Below are 20,323 nucleotides of genomic sequence, written 5' to 3'. Positions count from 1 at the left end.
CGCGCTATCTCAGAGTAAGCCCCATGGTGAACCCCTGCACCAGCACCGAACCATCCAAGACAAGTCACCTGCGTTCTCTGCTACCGTATCCGACGACGACCATCATCCCTTGTTGCCGCGCCCGTGCGGCGCACGTCGAAGCGAGGCACCCATGATTCGCGAAGCGCAGCCGTCGACCTGGCAGCCGCAGCCCGGCTCGCCTCCCGCCTGTGGCCCGAGCACGCGCCCCGCCGACCTGGAGCCGGAGTTCTCCGAGTTGATCGAGGGCGACGAGGCGGCGGTGTTCCTGCTGTTCGGCGATGACTGCCACGACGAGGGCGACGCCTGCGGCTTCGCCCAGTGCCAGCTGCGCCGTGACTACGTGGAAGGCACGTCCTCGAGCCCCGTCGGGTACTTGGAGGGCATCTACGTCGACGAGGCGCGCCGGCATCGGGGGCACGCGCCGCGAGCTGCTGCGCGCCTGCGAAGCGTGGGCGAAGGAGCGCGGCTGCACCGAATTCGCCAGCGACTGCGAGTTGGACAACGCGGCCAGCCTGGCGTTCACCTCCACGCGGGTTCGAGGAAGCGAACCGCCTCATCCTGCTTCGCGAAGCGGCTGTAACGCCGACGAACTCAGGCAGGGGACGCGTCGGCCTCCACGATGCGCCTGAGTATAGGCGCGAGGGCGTCGGGCAACGCGGGAACCAGGAACGCGCGCGATCTCCTCGACGGATATGCGCATCCCCGTTTCAGCCCGATACGCCATGAGCCCGAGGATGCCGTTGACCACGAACTCGAGCACGATGCGAGCGTCGCCCGCGAGCGCGGCTTCGGCGCCCGCGCCGAGCTCTGCCGCCCACAACTCCATGATGGCTCCTTTCACGCGCCGAGCGACAAGGGCAGACGACGCGTTCGCCAGCAGCAGGCACAGCCGGTCGATCATGGGTTTGAACGTGCGCAGGGCCATCGCGAGCTCTCGATCGTGATCCGCCGACGGGGCTTCGCCCGTGAAATGCTGCAACAGGAACGACGGCAGCTGCTTAGGCAGGTTCCCGGTCGATCATGACGTCGAGCATCTCGTACATATCATCGTAATAATAGTAGAAGGTGCCGCGGTTGCATCCCGCGCGCGCCGTCAGGTCGCCCACCGTCATGCGCTCGAGCGGCTGCTCTTCGATGAGTTCCCAGACGCTTTCTGCAGGCGCTCCTCCGCGAAGGGCCGGGCGAATCCTGCGAGGTCGGGCCATGGGCGCCCCTTTCCGACGTGCGGCGGCGCGATAATCCGACAGGCTTCCGCCCTTGTTCCTTTTTTCCAACAACCTGTTTGATTTATGATAGCAGAAACGGACAAACGACCGCAAAGGACCCTTTCATGGAACACGAGCAGCCGATGATAGCGTTCTCCGACGCGACCATGCGCTTCGGGCGCAAAACACCGCTAGGCGATGGGCGAAAGACAGTGCTCGACCAGGTGAATCTCGACGTTCCAGCAGGACGCATCGTCTGCCTGCTAGGGCCGTCGGGTTGCGGCAAGACCACGATGGTCAACCTCGTCATGGGCATCCTGGTTCCCACCGCAGGCACCGTGCAGGTGCTGGGCGAGCAGGCGCCCTACCCCACGGCACGCCGACGCATCGGCTTCATGCCGCAGGACACGCGCTGTACGAGGACGTGACCGCCGTGGAGAACCTGCGCTTCTTCGGCACGCTCAACGGCTTGCGCGCGCCCGAGCTGGCCGATGCCATCGACGACATGCTGGCCTTCACGCGGCTCGACTCCGATCGAAACAGGCTGGGTGGAGAGCGTTCTCGGGCGGCATGAAGCGACGTCTGTCGCTGGGCGTGGCCATGCTGCACCGCCCCGACCTGCTCGTGCTGGACAAGCTACGGTAGGCCTCGATCCCGAGCACCGTCGGCGCATCTGGGAGCGCTTCCGCGAGCTCGCCGCCGGAGGCGTCACGCTGCTCGTGACCACGCACATCATGGACGAGGCCCTCCAGTGCGACGATGTCGCGATGCTGCGCAACGGACGCGTCATCGCCTACGACACGCCGTCCGCGCTGCTCGCGCAGACCGGCGCCGAGAACCTAGAGGACGCGTTCCTCGCGTTGGCTGGCGGCGAGCGAAAGGAGGCCTCCCATGCGTAACGCTTTCGCCATCGCGCGGCGCGTCCTGTCGCAGTTCGCGCACGACAAGCGCACGCTCGCCCTGCTGTTCGTGGCTCCTATCGTGGTGCTGTGGCTGCTGTACGGTGCTGCTGGGCTCCGACGCCTACGAGCCGCGGCTGGCCACCGTGGACCTGCCGGCCAGCTTCCAAACAGCGCTCGAAGGCCAGGACGCCCGCATCGTCGACACCACCGAGGCCGAAGCCGAGCGCCTGCTGCGCGCGAACGAAGCCGACGCCGTGCTGCGAATGCGCGACGACGCCACGCTGGAGCTGTGGGCCGAGGGGAGCGACTCCGCGAAGACGGCCGCAGCGGCGAACGTCGTGGCGAAAGCGCTGAGCGAGGCGCAGCAGGAAGCGGCCGACGAGATGGAAGCCGACGTCGAGGAGCGAAAGGCGGCCATCGAGGAGGCACTTGCAGTCCCGGGAGCCGCCGCAAGCCCGCTGGCTGAAAAGCTCGACGGCCTCGACTTCGACATGGCGGCCCACCTTCCGTGCAGGACGTCGAGACGACGTATCTCCACGGGCACCGAGGATTGGAAGATGTTCGACTTCTACGGCCCGTGTTCATCGGCATCTTCGTGTTCGCTTTCGTGTTCCTGACCAGCGGCATGTCGCTCGTGAACGAGCGCGGAGCGGGCACCATGACGCGCTTCTCTGGCCACGCCCGTGAAGGCCGGCGCAGATCCTCGGCGGCTACACCGCGGGCTTCGGCCTGCTGGCGCTCGCGCAGGCCGCGGTCGTCCTGTTCATCGCGCTCGCGTTCATCGGCTTCCCCAACGAGGGACCCGTCTGGCTCGTCGCGTTCGTGGTGGTGTCGATGGCACTCGCCTCGGTCACGCTGGGGCTGCTGGTGTCGGGCCTAGCCAAAAGTGGGTTCCAAGTCATCCAGCTCATGCTGCTGTTCGTGGTCCCGCAGATCCTGCTGTCAGGGCTGTTCGACCTCGCAAGCGCGCCGGAGTGGATGCAGGTGCTCAGCCAATGCTTCCCCATCACCTACGGCGTGGACGCGCTGCGCGCCATCATGCTGCGCGGCGCCGATTTCGCCAGCGTCGGCTTCGACCTTGCTATGATCTGGGGATTCATCGCGCTCTTCTTCGTCTTGGCCGCCGCCAAGTTCCGCAAGAAGCGCGCATAGGGGCCATCCGAAAGCCCGCATTAACCCCCCCCCCCGGGGGGGGGTTATACTGGAAAGCGCGTGAGGGCGGGTCGTCGAGCACAAGCGACGCAGCTCCCACACCTCGCACCGCAACGAGACCATCCCTTATTCGAAGACGGCATCCAACTCCGAGACAATGGTGCACCTCCGCAAGGACGCCTGACGGGCTAGAAACGACGCTCGAATGCGATGTTCGCTCGATCGAAGGGAAACTTCTCCTTGTCCACGGGCATTTCCACGAAACCGAACTTCCTATACAAATGGATTGCCTGCACACAAATTCGTATTGGTCACGATAATAACCCTGTCGACCCCTCTTTCCCGGGCGTAATCGATGCACGCTCTCAAGGCAGGGCACTCCCCGCTCCGGTTCCGGGTGTACTTCCCCTTAGCAGCGAACTTCATGATCTCCCAATCGCCATCCTCCCGAGGGCCGATCATGCAGCAAGCCATAACGGCACCGTCGTCATCGAGCGCAAAAGAATATCTGTCCACCAGCCTGGATGTATCCTTCGATGTTGCTCAACTCTCGTTCAATCTTCGGGGCTCCATGACGAACATTTTCGATATCCAAGCCCGGTTCAACTCGACGAACTCGTCTCTGTATTCGGGAGAATAGGGGATTATCTTCATTGTACATCGTCTCCTTTGCCGAGCAGTTCTATTATCGTATTCAAAGCGTCTGCCACGCGCGCTCGCTCGTCAGGGGCCAACGGGGGCGAGAATCCTTGCTACATCCTCGTTGGACATCTTGACGAACTCCTCCGCCCGTCTGGAGCCTTTGTCGGTCAGGTGCAACTCGTACGAACGCTTGTCAACGCTGGATGCCGTTTTGACGAGGTAGCCGCTTTTCTCATGCGCTGCGATGATGCGGCTCAGGTAGCTCTTATCGATGTTCATCGCTTTGGCGATGCACGCGGCGTTGCAGCCTTCATTTTCACGAATCTCGAACAAGACGCGCGCTTCCGTCGCAGAGTATTCGGAACCTAGATAATGGTTGCCAAGCAGATTCATAAGAGGCATGTAGAAGCGATTGAACGCCCTAACTTTTTGCACTGCGAGATCGATATCCACGACCGCTCCATTTGGTAGACAATAACAACTACCTTGCCAGGCTAAAACTATTCGTTGTATTTGTCAACTATCTATCGCAACTGAAGTTCGGGGCGCGTGCGTGCTCCATCCTTGCGCGAGAAGCGGTTCGCCAGCTGACGTCCCCGCTTCCCGCAACCCTCTACAGCACGACCCCCAATATCACAGCGCAAGCCACCAGTGCGACCGCGACCGCCATCACGGCCACGTCGTAACCCGCAAACGGGTACTCCTTGTAGCCGCTCGTCACGCCGCGCAAGTTGAAGCCGCGCACCTCCGCGGCGATGGCGGCGCTGTTGGTCTTGCGGACCGACGACACCAGCAGCGGCACGCACAGCGGCACTATGAGGCGCACCTTCCGCACGATGCCGCCCGCGTCGAACTCCACGCCGCGCGCGGTCTGTGCCTCCATGATGCCCTTCATGTCGTTCATGAACAGGGGGATGAAATGGATGGTGGACGTGAACGTGAACGCGTACTTGTACGGCACGTGCAGCACCTTCACCACGGCGTTCGTGATGTCGTTCATCTTCGTGACGTAGAACACGAGGAACAGCGGGATGGCGGCGGCCATGAGGCGCACCACCGTGGTGAGCGCCGCCAACAGGCTGCCCGTGCCGATGTAGCCCCACGGCAGCTCTGCCAGCACCGCTCCGCTCGGCGTCGTGAGGATCTGGACGACGGCGAGGATCAGCGAGAACGCGAACACCGCCTTCGCGAGGCCGATGGCAGGCCTCATCATGCCGCATGTCGCGGCCAGCGCGAACCCGACCGCCAGCAGCACGACCAAGAACACGAGGTTGCTCGAGCAGAAGCACGCGACGGCGAACAACGCGGCCGCCACCAGCTTGGCCACGGGATTCATACGATGCAGCAGGCTGGTGCCGGGCACGTATTCGAGAAAAGAGCTCATGCGCACACGCCCCTTTCGACGTTTTGGATCGTTCGAACCTCCGCTGAGACGGCGGCCAGCATCTCGTCCACCGTGTTGGCACGGCCGACGGCCGTTTCGGCGAGCCGCGACATGTCGCGCGCCAGCTCAAGCGACAGGTCCACGATCTGCGGCGGAACGAGCGAGGCGCGCTCGAGCGTGTCGCGGTTGCGCAGCACGTCGAAGGTGGGGGCGTCGTCCACCACCGTGCCGTCGCTCATCACGATGCAGCGTGTCGCGTAGTCGGCCACCACCTCCATGTCGTGGCACACCATGATCACCGTGGCGCCCTGCTCGTGGATGCGGCGGATGATGGCCATGACCTTCTCGCACTCGCAGAAGTCCAGCCCCGTGGTGGGCTCATCGAGCACCACCACCGGCGGCGCGAGCACCACGATGGACGCGAGCGCCAGCAGCTGGCGTGCGCCGCGGTTCAGCAGGAACGGGTCGTCGTCGGCATCGAAGCCGAACTTCTCGATGATGGCGTCCACGCGCGCGTCGGCCTCGGGACCCGCCTGTCCGAGCGCCTTGAACCCGAACAGCAGCTCCTCGCGCACCGTGTTGCAGCAGATCTGGCTGTCGGGATTCTGGAACAAGAAGCCCACGCGCCGCGCAAGCTCGCTCGTGCGCAGCTCGGTCGTGGGAACGCCGTCGATGAGCACCTGGCCGGCATCGGGCTTCAGCAAGCCGTTCACCAGGCGCATCGTAGTGGACTTTCCCGCGCCGTTCGTGCCCACGAACGCGACGAACTCGCCGTCGCGGATCGTGAAGCTGACGCCCTTCAAGATGGGCAGCGTTGCCTCGTAGGACGCGTGCACGTCGTCGAACTCGATCATGCGAGCACCTCTTTCAATGCCTCGCGCGCTTCGCGCACGTTGCGGACGGACGCGCCGCCGTACAGGCCCTCGGCGCGCAGACGGTTCATGAGCGTGGTCGAGCGCGGGCAGTTGACGCCGATCCGCTTGAGCTCGTCCGAATGCTCCAGCACCTTCGCGGGCTCGTCGGCGAAGCGGATGCGCCCCTCGTCGACGATGACCAACAGGTCGGCGTACTGGGACAAGAGCGCGATCTTCTGCTCCACCACCACGACGGTGGTGCCGTGCTCGCGCGCATAGCGCGCCAGCAGGTCGAACACCGCTTGCGAGCTGGCCGGATCGAGCTCGGCGGTGGGCTCGTCCAGCACGAGCACTCGCGGGTTGAGCGCCAGGATGGACGCAATGGCCACCTTCTGCTTCTGCCCGCCGGACAGCGACGAGATCACGCGATCGCGCAAATCGGAGATGCCCATGTCGGCCAGCGCCCGACTCACGCGGCCCTCGATCTCATCGCGCGGCACGCCGAAGTTCTCGAGGCCGTAGAGCACCTCGTCCTCCACGATCGACGTGACGAACTGGCTGTCGACGTCTTGGCACACGCTGCCCACCACCTGCGACACGTCGGTGAGCGCAACATCGCAGGTGTCGAGCCCGTCCACGGTCACCGAACCGTAGAAGTCGCCCGGATAGCAGTGCGGGATGATGCCGTTGAGCGCATAGGTGAGCGTCGACTTGCCCGAACCGGCCGCGCCGGTGATCCCGACGAACGCACCGTCCGGGATGGTGAGTTCGATGCCGCTCACCACCGGCTGATCGCTTTCGCGGTATTTGAATGAGAAGTTCGAGATTTCGATCATGTTGGGTCTTCCTCGTCGGTTCCTACCTGATGCTTTTCTTTCCTGTCGGCTCATCGCTTCTTCCCGTCGCCCACGTGCTCCCATTGTCACCGCAGCTCCCGTTGACCCGCTGCCCCCGTTGACCCGCGGCTCCCGCCCCCGCTCGCGCAGAGGGCTCTTTTGGCAGAGAATGCGGGGTATGTGACTTCGGGCGGGAGTCAACCAGCGCATTGCGGAAATCGTCTTGTCATAATCCCAGGTCACTGGAATTGAAATGCCACGAGCGCCCTTCGTCCGCCGTCGGAATTTCACATACCTCCAATTCTCTGCCAAATACGAAGGGAAGCATGCTCGATTCCTGCACACACCCGCAGCGTCAGGCGGTTCCGGCGGCCTCCTCGCCGCCGGAGCACGATGCGCTAGCGCTTGAGAACCTTCTTCAGCGGCATGGCCAGAACCTGCACGAGGATGCAGTTGAATGTGGCCGTGCCGAAGACGATGGCCGCGTACGTCGCCAATGCCACCATGACGTCGCCGCCTGTGGACACGACGTTGATGTAGACGGACAGCAGCGCGAAGGTTCCGCCCGACACCACCGTGGAGATGAACGTGTTGACGAGCGGGTTGAGGTCGAACTTGCCGCCGATGCGCATCGGCACCTTGATGAGCAGGCCGCAGGCGAGCGCACCGAGAACCTCGGAGGGAATGTTCAAAAGCGGTGTGGCGTTGAGCAGGGGAATCTGGCAGATAAGCCCCGCCAACAGACCGATGATCAGCGCTTGGCCCAACTTCGGCTTCGTCAGGATGATGGCCAGGCAGTACATGGCGATGATGAAGTTCGGCTTCATGCCCATCGACGAGAGCAGCGAGCCCACCGTCAGCTTGAGCACCGCCCCGGCCGCAAGCAGCACGGCGATGAGAATGAGATCCTGCGTGGAAAGCCCCGCCTTCTTGGGCGCCGCTGCCACGTCGCGTTTGCGCGGGGCGGCCGCCTCGCCCGCCGTCGCCGCTGCCGTTTGCGTTGCAACCTCGCGCTTGATCTGCTGTTCCATGTTCCTCAATCCTTTCTTGGCGGAGTTCCCGCCGGTCATTGCCCCTCCCGGGGCGTCTGGTTTGCCGGCACGAACTTCGCGGATGAGGAACCTTCTCGCTTCGCCTTCAAGGTATGCGCGGCTTTCGCCGCCGTTTTGCGCCGCAATAAAAAACACCTGTCCTTTGAGATAAAGGACAGGTGTTAAACCTGCGGTGCCACCTTTATTGGCTCTGCGATGCAGAACCCTCTCACGAACATGCCAACACATGTTCTGCCCTTAACGCAGGCTCACGGTCCAGATACTCGGTCGGCTCGGCCCCGTGCGCGCCATGCCTTCCTTTCCCCTTTCCCTCGGCGAACCATTTACCATCCAGCTTACTGCGGGAATCCCAGCTGCGCCCGCTCTCTGTGAGTGCTCATGATGGCTTGACTTTCGCCTCATCGGTTTCAGCTATTAAGTTGTGGCGCATACTTTAGCATACCGGAGCGGGAAGCTGTCAAGAAGTTTTTTGCATTGGCCCTCCTACGACGCACCGGGACTTCTTGCTCGGCGCAGCGCTCGTTACAAGAAAGCCCGCTTCAAAGTCACAAAAATCGCCGCTGTGAAGCATCCGCATACTCGAAAGGCGGCATTCAGTAGCTCGGTGCAGGTAAAACCCCAGATCGCTCGTGACGCATGCTCGAATATTTGTACGCGATTGCTCCCTCAAGCACTCAAAACACTTCAAAGCGGCGATTTTCGTGACAATCGACGCCCAAATCGCGTATCGGGAGGCAACGTGCCGCTCAAGGCGGAGCGCAGAGCGCCAGCCAACGCGATGCCCGCTCTTCGCGTTTGTTAGTCACGCTTACGGTTATGAGTAGCGAAAACGCAGGCGAAGCCGAGCACGGCCATTGCCAGGAGAGCGCAGTCGCGATGCCCAAGGAGCCGCCGGAATCGGCTAGCGTCGCGGGACGCCTGCCGGCTGAGAATCCGAACCGGAACCGTCGTTTCGATACGCCGAGCGAGCATGGCGAAACGCAGGAAGTTTCCGCGCGAAGGGCGTCTTAGCCCGAAGCGGCATCCCCCGCAGAAAGGTACGTGACGATAAGACTGCGAGTTTCGGCCGCCGAGGGCTCTGCATCGCCGCACACGTGCAGCATGGAGCGCGTGCGCGCCAGACCGATGGCCGTGGATGACGCCACGAGCGCTTCCTCCTCGACCGGCTGGCCGACCAGCATGCGACGCTCGGGATGCGCGACGAGATACCTTTGCAGCGCGGCGGCGATGGAGTGCTGGACAGCCAGCAGGTCGCGCTGCCCTTGGAAGAACAGCTGGGGCATAGAACGAAGGGCCTCGCGGCGTAGATTGACGATGCTCTCGTCCACGCCCGACGCGAAGCTCGTGCCAACCACGCCTATGAGCACGTCGAGGTAGCACGCTTCGTCGTGCTCCTCGAGGATCTCGGCCAGGCGCCCGTCGTCAGGAAACGAATCCATGCGGCCCATGACGGCAGCCGCTTTTGACGAGAAGTAGTTGAAGAACGTCTTCTTGGAAATCTCAGCGCGGGCGCAGATGTCCTCCACCGTCACGCCGTCGAAGCCCCGTTCGATGACCAGTTCCAGCGCAGCCCGCTCCACTGCGAGCCGCGCCTTGAGCTTTTTGCGATACCGAAGACCTTCCGCCGAAGGCTGTGCCTGTTCCACGTTGCGCGCACCTTCCATCGCTGCCGATGTGCCGTTTCCGTGCAGGGTACCACAGCTTTTTCCTGCAGGACTTTTCATCTACCGAATATATATTTATACTGAGTGTAAATCGATTCATCCGCACGAAAACGGACGTCTTTGAAGTCGGGTTTGCGTCAAGCTCCCTTCGAAGGCGTTTTTGTTCGCAGCACTTTTGGAAGGAACCTGCATATGGGTTTATCGCGCAAGCAGATCGTCACGTTGGCAGTGCTCGTGTTCGGCACGTTCGTTACCGTCTTGAACCAGACCGTCGTCGCTCCTGTCATCCCTTCGGTCATGGCCGAGATGAACGTCGACGCCGCCACGGCTCAATGGCTGACCACGGGTTTCACCCTGGTGAACGCCATCATGATCCCCATCACGGCGTTCCTCACCGACCGGTTCACCACGCGACGGCTGTTCCTCGTGTCCATGGGCGTGTTCACTGTGGGCAGCGCGCTGGCAGGCTGGGGGCCCAATTTCGCCGTGCTGCTGATAGGCCGCCTCGTGCAGGCTGCGGGCGCGGGGATTCTCATGCCGCTCGTCATGACTGTGCTCATGTGGACGTTCCCGGTGGACAAGCGGGGAACGGCCATGGGGCTGTTCGGCATCGTCATCGCTTTCGGTCCCGCTATCGGTCCCACGGCGGCTGGTATCATCATCGATCGCGCCACCTGGCACGACATGTTCTACATCATCACCGCGCTCTCGATCATCGTTGTAGTCGTGGCCGTTTTCGTGCTCAAGCGCGGCGGCGAGACAAACAAGGACGTCACGCTCGACGTGCCCTCCGTCATTCTCTCCACCCTTGGCTTCGGCGGACTACTGTATGGCCTTTCGACCATCGGCTCGTACGGCCTGAGCATCGATGCGGCCGTCGGCACGGTTGTGGGCGTGGTTGCCCTCGTGCTGTTCTTCCGCCGTCAGCTGAAGATGGAGCATCCCATGCTCGAGGTGCGCGTGCTTGCGAACCGCAAATTCCTCGTTTCCACCATCATCGGCATGCTCGTGCAGGGAGCGCTCCTGGCGGCCGGTATCCTCGTGCCCATTTACCTGCAGTCGCTGTTGGGTTACACAGCCACCATATCGGGTCTCGTGCTACTGCCCGGCGCCATCATCATGGGCGTCATGGGTCCCATTGCCGGCCGTCTGTTCGACCGGCACGGGCCCCGTACCCTCAGCCTCATCGGCATGAGCGTGCTCACCATCACCACGTTCGCGTTCGCGTTTCTGGGTCCTGAAACCGGGCTCATCACCATCACGCTGCTCTATACGGTGCGCCTGTTCTCGCTTTCGCTGGTGAACATGCCCATCACCACCTGGGGCATGAACGCGCTCGACAACGAGCTGGTGAACCACGGCACGTCGGTGAACAACACGTTCCGCCAGGTAGCGGGCTCGCTTGGCACGGCTATCCTCGTGTCAGCCTCCACCATCGCCACGAACATGAGCACATCGGCGGGAACGGACGGCACGCTGGCAAGCATATTCGGCATCGATGTTGCGTTCGGACTCGCAGGCATGCTCTGCCTCATCGGCCTTATCATGGTGATTGCGCTCGTGAAGGATCGCCCCGGAGAGTCCGCGCTCAAGGACAAGGATAATTCGCGTCGAACGGTGCTCGAATCCATCATGAAGCGCGACGTGTACACCCTTCCGGCGCACGCAACCGTGGCCGAGGCTATGAAACTTCTGGTGGACAAGCACATCAGCGCCGCTCCGCTGGTGAACGCAGCTGGAGAAGCCGTGGGATTCGTCTCCGACGGCGACATCTTGCGCTACCTGTCGAAGCGCTCGCAGATGCTCATGGACCCCGTGGTCATGATCATGCAGACGGTGGACGCCGATGCGGATAACAAGGACTTCGCCCGCAAGCTGGACAACCTCATGCAGATGGACGTTCGTTCCATCGCCACGAAAGGCGTCATCGGCGTGGATGTGCACGCCGATCTGCCCGAAGTGTGTCGCGTACTGGGCGACAACCATCTGAAGAAAGTCGCCGTGCTGGACGAAGGGCATATCGTGGGCGTGATCAACCGCTCCGACATCACCCTCTACTCCATGGAGCAGTACCTGGCCGAGCGCGGCGAGGAGGCGCTTGCGCAGGATGGGGGCCCCGACGGACCCTCGAAGCTCGAGCGGGCCGAGCATGCGGCGGATCTTCCCGACGACGAAGCCGTGGCGTCTTCGATCTAGCTCCCGAGGGTCCGTACCTTTGGGAGTCTTCCGAGGGGGTTCCAGCCTCGCCTGCCCTCGGGTGTTTTTGCGCGCTCTCAAGCCTCTCACGTTCTTTCCCAGCTTAAGCCCATTCCGCCTTCATTTGAGAAGGCTGACGGAGGCGTTTTGCGAAAGCGGCAGCCGAATGACTGCCGCTTTCGCATTCTCTTCGTCCTATTTCGTAGACGGCGGAAGCGACTCCCTCCCCCATGCTAGCATTTCGGGATTGATTTCCCGAAAGGAGCCCCTATGAGGAAGCGCCTGCTCTCATCGGTTGCAGCACTGGTTCTTGCTTGCTCGCTCGTTCCAAGCGTCGCGCTCGCCGGCGAAGGAGACGAAACAACCATCCCGGTCACGATCGAAATCGGCGCCGGCGGCGCGCCGGCGGGCACATCGGGCGACGGGTGGACGTACGAGAACGACGTGCTCGTGCTCGAGACGGGATACGCGTTCACGTTCGCAGGAGGCACATTCGACGCTTCCGGCGAGGATCGCGTCTGGAACAGCGGCATCATCGTAGACGGCACCTTCGTCGACGAATCCAAAGGATACGGCTCCGCAGTGCGCAACGAAACGAGCGGCGTCATCCAAGGCGGCACGTTCACCGCGAGCGTCGCCAACGCCGGCGCCATCGAAGACGGCACGTTCAACGACCGGGTGAAGAACGAGGGCAGCATCCAACGCGGCGAGTTCACGTTCGCCGGCCCCGTGACCAACGGCGACCCCGATCCCGACTGGAATGCGGCCGCCATCACCGGCGGCACATTCGCAGGCGCCGTGACGAACTACGACACCATCGGAGGCGGGGCGTTCTCCTCCATCGTGAGCAACAAAGAAGGCGGCACTGTCTCGAGCGGCATGTTCCTTGGCGACGTGACCAATCGGGGCGTCGTCGAGGGTGGCTTCTTCGCACGTCCCATCATCATCGGCGAAGGGGGGACGGTGAGCTCGTGCACCTTCCCGGTGAACGCGAGCCTGGCCGGGCTCTCCCTTGCGGGAACCGGTGCCGAGCAGCCGGTCGCAACGTACGAGAAGGACGGCGAGGAGAGCAACTGCCTCACGCTCACGGCCGACACCGGCTATACGCTGCCCAGCTCGGTGAGCGTGCGCCTGGGAAGCGCAGACGGCCGAGGGACTACACCTACAATGCGACCACCGGCGTCGTAGCCGTCAAGAAGGGCGCAGCCGCCAGTCCGCTATTCCTCGCTGCGAGCGGCGTTCCCGTAATCGCACCTGCATCCGAACCGACGCCCCCGACGCCCGACTCCCGGCCTTCTTCGTCAAGCGCCACGCTTCTCGCTGCAACAGGCGACAGCGTGCTGCCGACCGTCGTCGCCGACATCGTGCTCTTGGCTGCCGGGACACTCGCAGCAAGCGCAATAGCCTGTCGAAAGCGCCGCGCATCTCGACGGTGAGCGCTGCGCGGCAGCTCTTCGGCCGCCGCGCAGAATCCTTCTGCATGATAGTGCTCGAGTACCATGCGCAGATAGGGTGCATATCGCCGCTTACGATGCCAGCGACCACCCGGCGGTTTCGGTTTGCAGCTCCACCATGCGACGGTACAAGCCGCCTTCGCGTGCCATGAGCTCGTCCGGCGAGCCTTCCTCCGCCACACGGCCCTCCTTCAGCACCACGACCTTGTCGGCGTTCGCTACGGTGCGCATGCGGTGCGCGATCACGAGCACGGTCTTGCCCGCCAGAAGCCGCGAGAGCGCCGTCTGCACCTGCGTCTCGTTCTCAACGTCGAGCGAGGCCGTGGCCTCATCCAACAGCACGATAGGCGCGTCCTTCAAGATGGCGCGGGCGATGGAGATGCGCTGGCGCTCGCCGCCCGAAAGACGGCTTCCGTTCTCGCCGATGGGGGTGTCGTAGCCCTGCGGCATGCGCAGCACGAACTCATCGCAGTTCGCGGCGCGAGCAGCGGCGAGAACCTCCTCGTCGGAAGCGCCGGCCCGGCCGAGCCGGATGTTGCCCATCACCGTATCGTCGAACAGCACCACGTCCTGGAACACCTCGGCGTAGTCTGCCAAGAGCGCCTCCGGCTCCACGCCAGCCACATCCACGCCTCCCACGCGCACCTGTCCCGCATCGGCATCCCAGAAGCGAGCAGCCAGCTTGGCCACGGTGGACTTACCTCCGCCGCTGGGTCCCACCAATGCCGTCACTTCGCCTTCGCGGGCGGTGAATGTCACGTCGCTCAGCACGCGCTCGCCCTCGCCGTAGGAGAACGACACGCCTTCGAAGGATAGGTCGTGACCCGCCGGCTTGAACTCGGTCGCACCTGCCTGCACAGGCTCGTCCTCGATAGCCTGCAGCCGAGCGATGTTCAGGCGCAAGTCCAGCAACTCGATGATGGTCTGCAGGATGACGTTCACCGGATCGTACACGCGCGTGACCGCCAGCAGGAAGCAGAAGAACACCATGAAGTCCACCTGCCCGTCCGCAATGAGCAGCGCGCCCGCCAACACCGTGGTGCCGATACCGAGCCGCAGAAGCGCCTGGGCCGACGACGCGCTCACGCCGGCAGTCAGCTCCGCCCTGATCTTCGCATGCTCGAAGGCGTCTACCCGCTCTCCCACACGCCCGAGAAACGCCGGGACCTGGTTCGTGGCGCGGATCTCGCGGGCGCATTCCAGGTACTCCTGGATGCCGTCGGCAAGCTCGAGGTTCGCCTCGTTGCGGGCGCGTCCCGCCGCTTGCTGAAGACGCGTGGTGGACAGCAGCACCGCCACTGCCACCGGGATAGGCCACAGCGCCGCCAGCGCCAGACGCCAGTCGAATGCGAGCAGGCAAACGGCTACTACCGCCGTCGAAATGGCCGCACCGAACAGCTGCGGCATGACATGAGAGAACATGCGCTCGTGGTCGGCACAGTCCTTCATGACCGCGCTCGTGAGATCGGACAGATCGCGCTGCCCGAAGAACGACAGCGGCAGCTGCCGCAGTTTCTCGGCCAGCCCGATGCGCTTGCGGGCGCTTTCGTTGTACACCACGTTGTAGGTGCTGTCGTACTCGAGATTCTGCGTGAGCAGCATGATGGCGAGCACCGCAACGATGGCCAGCAGGTACACTCCGAGCTCCGGCAACGGTTGCGACGGGTCGGTCAAGTGGGACACGAACGCGCCCGTAACCGTGAACAGCACGCCGATGGGCGCCATGAGCACGACGTTAGCCAACGCCGAGGCCCCCACGCCGCGCTTGAAATCGCGCGCGCCCTGTTCGGTCAGTGCGAACTTATCACGCAGCATGGGTGCCGCTCCTTTCAATCCTCCACGTTACCGACGTGCGGTAATCGTTCCACATCTTCGCATACAGGCCGCCGGCCGCAACCAGCTCGTCGTGCCGGCCGCGCTCGACCACCCGGCCCCCATCCAACACGCATATGACGTCTGCGCCCGTGACGGTGGATAGCCGGTGCGCGATCATGAGCACCGTCTTGCCCTCGCAGAGCCTCGCCAAGGCGCGTTGGATGAGCGCCTCGTTCTCCGGGTCGGCGAACGCCGTGGCCTCGTCGAGCACAACGATGGGGGCATCCTTCAGGATGGCGCGGGCGAGCGCGATACGCTGGCACTCGCCGCCCGAGAGGTACACGCCCTTCGCGCCTACCTGCGTGTCCAAACCGTCGGGGAACTTCGCCATGATGTCATCGCACTGCGCGGCGTGGGCTGCGGCCTCCACCTGTGCGCGCGTGGCGCCCGGACGCGCAGCGCGGATGTTCTCCAAAAGCGACGCCTTGAACAGGCGGTCGTTTTGGAACACGAAGGCCACCTGCGCCATGAGCTCGGAGGCGGGGATGTCGCGCACGTCCACCCCGCCTACGCTCACGCTGCCCGAATCCACGTCCCAGAAGCGGGGCACGAGGCTGGCGGCCGTCGTCTTGCCTCCACCCGAGGGTCCCACGAGCGCTACCGTGGAGCCGGCGGGCACCTCCAAGCTCATGTCCACCAGCGCGTCTCCCGAAGCGCCAGGGTACGCGAAGCCCACATGCTCGAAGGAGATCGAGCCATCGCGCGGATGCCCGGCCTGCACCGCCGACGGCTCCGCCAGCGGCCTTGTCGCGAGTATCTCGTCGATGCGGCGCACGGAGTCCTGCGCCATCATCACGGCCTCGCTCGCATACATCATCTTCGTCATCATGGTGGTAGTGATGGCCGAAAACACCGCATAGAACAGGAAGTCCGTCAGAAACGCTGCGAAATCGCCCGCGGCATGCGCCAGGAGGATGCCCGCAGGCACGAGCACGGCGAACGTGCCGTTGATGGCAACGAGCTGAACGACCTGAGGGCGCTGGCACGACTTCGAGTACTGGTAGGCCATGTCGCGGTAGCTCATGATAGCTTCGGAGAACGCGCGGAACGAATGTACTGTCTGCTGGAATACCTTCACCACGGGGATACCGCGCACGTATTCCACGGCCGCCTTGTTCATGCGGTTGAGCGCATCTTGGTAGAGCATCATGAACGGCATGCCATCGTTTTTCGTCCGACGCCCCATCATCCACCACATCATGAGCGCCGAGATGGCAATGGGAACGAGGCACACAAGTCCCATGATCCAGTCGAACGCGAACATGACCGCCACGAACGCCACCGGGGTGACGAGCGATCCCACGAAGTCGGGCAGCTTGTGCGCAAGCATGTCCTCGGTCTGGCCGGCGCAGCCGTCCACCACGCGCCGCAGATGCCCCGAGGCGTGGGAGTCGAAGTAGCCGAGCGGCACGCGTCCCAGGTGGCCAAGCGCCTGCTTGCGCATGTTCGCCGCCGTGCGGAACGCCGCCAGGTGGGTGCACATGAGCGCCGCGAAGTACACCAACAGGCCCGTTGCCGAGAACGCGAACGCAAGCCAGCCCCAAAAGGCGAGCCCCTCCGCAGCACTCCAGTTGGGAGCCACGGCCACGAGGTCGCGCAGCACGAACCACACGCACACCAGGGGCATGACCACGAAGACGCCGTTTACGCCCGCGAGCACGCACCCTAGGACCGCGAGCTTCTTGCGCGAGCCCGCGAACCCGAGCAGTCGTCCGACGGCCTCTTTGGGGTCAGGCGGCGCCACGGGCATCGCCCCGTCAGTCGCCGGCGCGCGTCCGCTCCCTGCCCCCGCCGCGGCGGGGGCTCCCGCCGGCGGAGTCGTCCCACCGGAGCTGGCGGTCCCATGTAGCGCGCCAGCTGCCGTTGCTGCTTCTGTCATGATGCTTCCTTCCTCTCTTCGAACGCAGCCTGCCGAGGCCGCGTCGGCTCACCTCGATGCGCCTAGGCACCCATCCGCGCGAAATGCTTCTTGAACACGCGCTCTCCTAAAAGACCGCCGACGATAGGACCCACCACGGCTGCTGCAAGCGCCACCAGGGCGAGCGGGCCGTACATGAAGTCGACGAGCTGCTGGCCGTACTCGGCCGTCATACCCGAGGCCACAACCATGTCCACGTACGCCTGGCCCGTGAGGTAGATAAGCGAGACATGCCCCGCCCAGAAGCACACAACGAAGGCGACGAACGCCGCCACACGGCGAAAGGCAGTGCGCTTGCCCGGCGCGCCCAACACGAGCTCGGCCACCACACCGCCGAGGGCGATGCCCAGAGGGCCTGTCCAGAACATGCCCATAACCAGGCCGAGAATCGCCACCAGCAGACACATGAGCGCCACCGCGCCGCGTTTTGGAACACGGGCCAGCACATACGTCCACACGATGCCGGCCGGAACAGCGCCCACCCCATGAGTGAACCAAGACGTGGTGGCACTGAGGGAACACACTATCGAGAAGGCCATGAACACCGCGAACAGAAGCACGCCGAATACGGCGAGCACCACGTAGTCGCGACCGGTAAGCCGGGTGACGCGGGCGAGCGTGCGCCCTTTCGTTGCTGTCGATTCCATACAAGAACTCCTTTCATCGGAAGTATTGCCGAAGTACGCGAGTTCATCACCCGTCGAAGCCGAGCATGCGGCGCACGGCGGGCAAGTTCGCTCGCGCAAGCGGCTCCTGGACGCTCACACGGCCATCCGCCACCACGGCCACCTCGTCACATGCGGCGACGATGAACTCGTAGTCGTGCGTGATCACCGTCACGCACGTTCCGCCGTCGCGCACGCGCGCAAGCTCTCTGGCGACGGCCTGCATGTTGGCGAAATCGAGCCCGCTCGTGGGTTCGTCTAGCACCAGAACGCGGGCCCCCTGCAGCACGCCAGCCGCAATGGCCAGTCGCTGGCGCTCGCCGCCCGAGAGCGACAGCGGATGCCGCTCGGCCAGATGCGCCAGGCCAAAACGGTCGAGTGCCTCACTGGCTGCCATTCGTGCCGCCTTGCCGCGGCCGAGGCGGCGAGCCGCGGCCGCTTCCAGCTCGCATGCGGCCGTATGGGCGAACAGCTGGTAGCCCGGTTCTTGCATCACCAGGAACGCCCGGCCGGCCCGTCTGCAATATGGCACCGATCGACCCCCGAACGCCACCTGTCCCGCGCGCTCGCGATGCAACCCGGCCAAGCAGCGCGCAAGCGTCGACTTCCCCGCGCCGTTGCCTCCCACCAAAGCCGCAATACGCCGAGGCGCGAACACGCCGGCGGCCCCGCGCAGCACATCGCCGCCGCGACGATAGCCCGCACGAAGGTTGCTGAACGAGAGCGCTGCAGCGGAGGCGGCGCCCGGAGCAGGCATAGGAGCGGAGGGATCCTGCTTGGCCGTCGGCACGTCTTCGGCGCAGGCATCCTCGATGCACCAGGCCCGCAGGCCCATCCGGTGAAGCTCGCGCATGGACAGGCGCTCGAATTCCGCAGCCACCCAGTCGTGGGCGATGCGCCCGTTCTCCATATGCACCACCCGATCGGCTATCCCCCGCAGCCACCACAGCCGGTGCTCGGAAACGATCACCGTACGCCCCAGCTCTTTCAGACGCCGAACGAGATGCGCAAGGGTGCGCATGGACGCCACATCAAGTGCGGCCGTGGGCTCGTCAAGAGCGAACACCTCCGGACCCAACGCATGCACCGACGCAAGGGCCACCATCTGGCGCTGTCCTCCAGAAAGCTTCCGGATATCACGGTCGAGCAGATGGGAGATGTCCAGGTCGGCCGCGGCGCCACGAACGCGGAGGTGAATCTCATCGTGCGGCAGGCCCGCGTTCTCGCACCCGAAGGCGATCTCGGAGGTGGTGTCCAGGTTGAAGAACTGGCTGCGCGGATTCTGGAACACGGAGCCCACGCACAGCGAGAGCCCCTCGATGCCCAAGTCGGCCGCATCCTGCCCCAGCACGCGTACCGTACCGGAAAGCTCCCCGTCGTAGGCTTGGGGCGCCAGCCCGTTCACCAGGCGCATGAGCGTGGTCTTTCCGCAGCCAGAACAACCCGTCACCGCCACGCACTGCCCTCGCGCAACAGACAGGTTCACACCCTTCAACACCGGCTCGAACAGGTTTCCTTCCGCATCGGCATAGGAGAACGCCACTCCATGGAATTCCACGGCCACGCCATCGCGCAGCTTCTGCGACGCCGTCATGTCAGCACCCCCGCGCCCAGCGCCACAGACACGCCCGCAAGCGCGACGAAGTACGCAAGCAGCAGCGCATCGGCCACACCGATATGCAGCTCGTAATAGCTCGTGCGCCGATTCGGCGCGTCGATGCCGCGCACGGCCGCCGCATTCGCCAGCTCATCGGCCACGATACCCACACGTCCCACCACTGGCACCAGCAGGTTCTCGACCACCTGCACAGGATGCCGCAAAACACGTGCCGGCGAGAGCGCGATACCGCGCACCTTCATGGCATCAAGTACCGCGCCAAACTCCTGGCCGAGCGTGGGAGCGAAACGCAGCATCACGCACAGCGCCGCCGACACCCGCTTCGGCAGGCCGAGGCGCTGCAGGCTGTAGGCGAGCTCCCCGGTACGCGTGGTGCCCACCATGTTCGCAGCCATCATGAAGGCGCACAGCATGCGGCGCAGCATCGCCAACGAGGCGCCCACGGCCATGAGCACCACGCCCGAGTGCGCGCACAGCCAACAGAGGGCGAACAGCACCGCCCAGGCCGCAGTCCAGCGCAGGGCCGAGGAGGGCCGCCCGCTCCAGATTCCGGCGAGCACACACCCGCCCATCGCTGCCAACTCAACCGCCACCGATGCGGAAGCGAACGTGGACAGGCCGATCAACAGAATGCAAACCAATGAGACACGGGGATCAATCCGGTGCGCGGCCGGTACTGCCGCAGCCCTGCCGCAGGCCCGCTCCGGCGCTTTCGCGGCGTAGGCATCCCCGCCACCCGCATGCAACGACCTCGTTGCGCCCGCAGCTTTCAAAGTGGCGGCGCAGGCAAATGACGGTGCTGCGTTCGCGCCATGGGCAGACGGTTCCCCCGAGGCCCTGTTTGTAGTATTATTGTTATCCATGGTTAACTATGCTAGCGTCCAT

At 64.1% G+C, this 20,323-nt stretch carries 23 protein-coding genes and 1 pseudogene; 9 read left to right on the top strand and 15 right to left on the bottom strand.

What is annotated here, in order from left to right:
- Nucleotides 1–151: 151 nt before the first annotated feature.
- Nucleotides 152–439, top strand: a pseudogene (locus ABGT83_RS13510) (GNAT family N-acetyltransferase); the annotation flags it as partial.
- Entirely contained in the window at nucleotides 354–650 is a 297-nt protein-coding gene (locus ABGT83_RS13505; RefSeq protein ID WP_428994613.1) for a GNAT family N-acetyltransferase, read from the top strand. The pseudogene ABGT83_RS13510 and the gene ABGT83_RS13505, both read left to right, overlap by 86 nt.
- Here ABGT83_RS13505 and ABGT83_RS13415 read toward each other — a convergent pair.
- Together ABGT83_RS13415 and ABGT83_RS13410 are read right to left on the bottom strand one after the other, a co-directional pair.
- Nucleotides 575–946, bottom strand: coding sequence for a hypothetical protein (locus ABGT83_RS13415; protein WP_346688023.1), 372 nt, complete (start codon nucleotides 944–946; stop codon nucleotides 575–577). The two genes, ABGT83_RS13505 and ABGT83_RS13415, sit on opposite strands and share 76 nt — an antisense overlap.
- Before the next feature lie 73 nt (nucleotides 947–1,019).
- Nucleotides 1,020–1,226, bottom strand: coding sequence for a TetR family transcriptional regulator (locus ABGT83_RS13410; protein ID WP_346688022.1), 207 nt, complete (start codon nucleotides 1,224–1,226; stop codon nucleotides 1,020–1,022).
- Nucleotides 1,227–1,351: 125 nt separating this feature from the next.
- Between ABGT83_RS13410 and ABGT83_RS13405 the strand changes: the two genes are divergently transcribed.
- The 5 genes from ABGT83_RS13405 to ABGT83_RS13385 all read left to right on the top strand — a co-directional run bounded on the left by ABGT83_RS13405 (nucleotide 1,352) and on the right by ABGT83_RS13385 (nucleotide 3,280).
- Nucleotides 1,352–1,654 carry an ATP-binding cassette domain-containing protein gene (locus ABGT83_RS13405; protein WP_346688021.1) on the top strand — a complete coding sequence of 101 codons (303 nt, stop codon included), beginning with the start codon at nucleotides 1,352–1,354 and terminating at the stop codon, nucleotides 1,652–1,654.
- A gap of 5 nt (nucleotides 1,655–1,659) precedes the next feature.
- Nucleotides 1,660–1,800 carry a hypothetical protein gene (locus tag ABGT83_RS13400; RefSeq protein WP_346688020.1) on the top strand — a complete coding sequence of 47 codons (141 nt, stop codon included), beginning with the start codon at nucleotides 1,660–1,662 and terminating at the stop codon, nucleotides 1,798–1,800.
- On the top strand, nucleotides 1,775–2,125 hold the full coding sequence (locus ABGT83_RS13395) for a hypothetical protein (protein ID WP_346688019.1): 351 nt from the start codon (nucleotides 1,775–1,777) through the stop codon (nucleotides 2,123–2,125). The genes ABGT83_RS13400 and ABGT83_RS13395 overlap by 26 nt, the downstream gene beginning before the upstream one ends.
- Nucleotides 2,126–2,229: 104 nt before the next feature.
- Nucleotides 2,230–2,745 (top strand): hypothetical protein, encoded by a 516-nt coding sequence (locus tag ABGT83_RS13390; RefSeq protein ID WP_346688018.1) that lies wholly within the window; start codon nucleotides 2,230–2,232, stop codon nucleotides 2,743–2,745.
- Between the two features lie 82 nt (nucleotides 2,746–2,827).
- Nucleotides 2,828–3,280 carry an ABC transporter permease gene (locus ABGT83_RS13385; protein WP_346688042.1) on the top strand — a complete coding sequence of 151 codons (453 nt, stop codon included), beginning with the start codon at nucleotides 2,828–2,830 and terminating at the stop codon, nucleotides 3,278–3,280.
- A gap of 273 nt (nucleotides 3,281–3,553) precedes the next feature.
- Here the strand turns inward: ABGT83_RS13385 and ABGT83_RS13500 are convergent, their stop codons facing one another.
- The 7 genes from ABGT83_RS13500 to ABGT83_RS13355 all read right to left on the bottom strand — a co-directional run bounded on the left by ABGT83_RS13500 (nucleotide 3,554) and on the right by ABGT83_RS13355 (nucleotide 9,694).
- The gene (locus tag ABGT83_RS13500; protein WP_428994611.1) at nucleotides 3,554–3,796 is read right to left on the bottom strand and encodes a GNAT family N-acetyltransferase; all 243 of its coding nucleotides are present in this window, start codon (nucleotides 3,794–3,796) and stop codon (nucleotides 3,554–3,556) included.
- 207 nt (nucleotides 3,797–4,003) lie between these two features.
- Complete coding sequence (locus ABGT83_RS13380; protein WP_346688017.1) at nucleotides 4,004–4,375, bottom strand: MarR family winged helix-turn-helix transcriptional regulator; 372 nt, start codon at nucleotides 4,373–4,375, stop codon at nucleotides 4,004–4,006.
- Nucleotides 4,376–4,535: 160 nt separating this feature from the next.
- Complete coding sequence (locus ABGT83_RS13375) at nucleotides 4,536–5,306, bottom strand: energy-coupling factor transporter transmembrane component T family protein (RefSeq protein WP_346688016.1); 771 nt, start codon at nucleotides 5,304–5,306, stop codon at nucleotides 4,536–4,538.
- A complete protein-coding gene (locus ABGT83_RS13370; protein WP_346688015.1) occupies nucleotides 5,303–6,160 on the bottom strand; it encodes an energy-coupling factor ABC transporter ATP-binding protein in 858 nt (285 codons plus the stop codon). The genes ABGT83_RS13375 and ABGT83_RS13370 overlap by 4 nt, the downstream gene beginning before the upstream one ends.
- On the bottom strand, nucleotides 6,157–6,996 hold the full coding sequence (locus ABGT83_RS13365; protein WP_346688014.1) for an energy-coupling factor ABC transporter ATP-binding protein: 840 nt from the start codon (nucleotides 6,994–6,996) through the stop codon (nucleotides 6,157–6,159). The genes ABGT83_RS13370 and ABGT83_RS13365 overlap by 4 nt, the downstream gene beginning before the upstream one ends.
- A gap of 398 nt (nucleotides 6,997–7,394) precedes the next feature.
- Nucleotides 7,395–8,027, bottom strand: a complete 633-nt coding sequence (locus ABGT83_RS13360; RefSeq protein WP_346688013.1) for a tryptophan transporter — start codon at nucleotides 8,025–8,027, stop codon at nucleotides 7,395–7,397.
- A 1,028-nt stretch (nucleotides 8,028–9,055) separates the two neighbouring features.
- Entirely contained in the window at nucleotides 9,056–9,694 is a 639-nt protein-coding gene (locus tag ABGT83_RS13355; RefSeq protein WP_346688012.1) for a TetR/AcrR family transcriptional regulator, read from the bottom strand.
- A 210-nt stretch (nucleotides 9,695–9,904) separates the two neighbouring features.
- Between ABGT83_RS13355 and ABGT83_RS13350 the strand changes: the two genes are divergently transcribed.
- Nucleotides 9,905–11,908: an MDR family MFS transporter gene (locus ABGT83_RS13350; protein WP_103264037.1), complete on the top strand. Its 2,004-nt coding sequence runs from the start codon at nucleotides 9,905–9,907 to the stop codon at nucleotides 11,906–11,908.
- Between the two features lie 270 nt (nucleotides 11,909–12,178).
- Nucleotides 12,179–13,096, top strand: a complete 918-nt coding sequence (locus ABGT83_RS13345; RefSeq protein ID WP_346688011.1) for a hypothetical protein — start codon at nucleotides 12,179–12,181, stop codon at nucleotides 13,094–13,096.
- Here the strand turns inward: ABGT83_RS13345 and ABGT83_RS13340 are convergent.
- The 6 genes from ABGT83_RS13340 to ABGT83_RS13315 all read right to left on the bottom strand — a co-directional run bounded on the left by ABGT83_RS13340 (nucleotide 13,071) and on the right by ABGT83_RS13315 (nucleotide 20,301).
- Nucleotides 13,071–13,271 carry a hypothetical protein gene (locus tag ABGT83_RS13340; protein WP_346688010.1) on the bottom strand — a complete coding sequence of 67 codons (201 nt, stop codon included), beginning with the start codon at nucleotides 13,269–13,271 and terminating at the stop codon, nucleotides 13,071–13,073. The two genes, ABGT83_RS13345 and ABGT83_RS13340, sit on opposite strands and share 26 nt — an antisense overlap.
- A 163-nt stretch (nucleotides 13,272–13,434) precedes the next feature.
- The gene (locus ABGT83_RS13335) at nucleotides 13,435–15,177 is read right to left on the bottom strand and encodes an ABC transporter ATP-binding protein (RefSeq protein WP_103264036.1); all 1,743 of its coding nucleotides are present in this window, start codon (nucleotides 15,175–15,177) and stop codon (nucleotides 13,435–13,437) included.
- On the bottom strand, nucleotides 15,167–16,987 hold the full coding sequence (locus ABGT83_RS13330) for an ABC transporter ATP-binding protein (RefSeq protein ID WP_346688041.1): 1,821 nt from the start codon (nucleotides 16,985–16,987) through the stop codon (nucleotides 15,167–15,169). Before ABGT83_RS13330 ends, ABGT83_RS13335 begins: the two co-directional genes overlap by 11 nt.
- Nucleotides 16,988–17,178: 191 nt before the next feature.
- Nucleotides 17,179–17,802 (bottom strand): MptD family putative ECF transporter S component, encoded by a 624-nt coding sequence (locus ABGT83_RS13325; RefSeq protein ID WP_103264034.1) that lies wholly within the window; start codon nucleotides 17,800–17,802, stop codon nucleotides 17,179–17,181.
- 46 nt (nucleotides 17,803–17,848) lie between these two features.
- Nucleotides 17,849–19,414: an ABC transporter ATP-binding protein gene (locus ABGT83_RS13320; protein ID WP_346688009.1), complete on the bottom strand. Its 1,566-nt coding sequence runs from the start codon at nucleotides 19,412–19,414 to the stop codon at nucleotides 17,849–17,851.
- Nucleotides 19,411–20,301, bottom strand: coding sequence for an energy-coupling factor transporter transmembrane component T family protein (locus tag ABGT83_RS13315; protein WP_346688008.1), 891 nt, complete (start codon nucleotides 20,299–20,301; stop codon nucleotides 19,411–19,413). The genes ABGT83_RS13320 and ABGT83_RS13315 overlap by 4 nt, the downstream gene beginning before the upstream one ends.
- Nucleotides 20,302–20,323: the final 22 nt, after the last annotated feature.

This window comes from Enteroscipio rubneri, assembly GCF_963929405.1.
Lineage (GTDB): Bacteria > Actinomycetota > Coriobacteriia > Coriobacteriales > Eggerthellaceae > Enteroscipio > Enteroscipio rubneri.
Note: the sequence above shows the minus strand (reverse complement) of the source record. Positions and strands in the feature narration are given on the sequence as shown.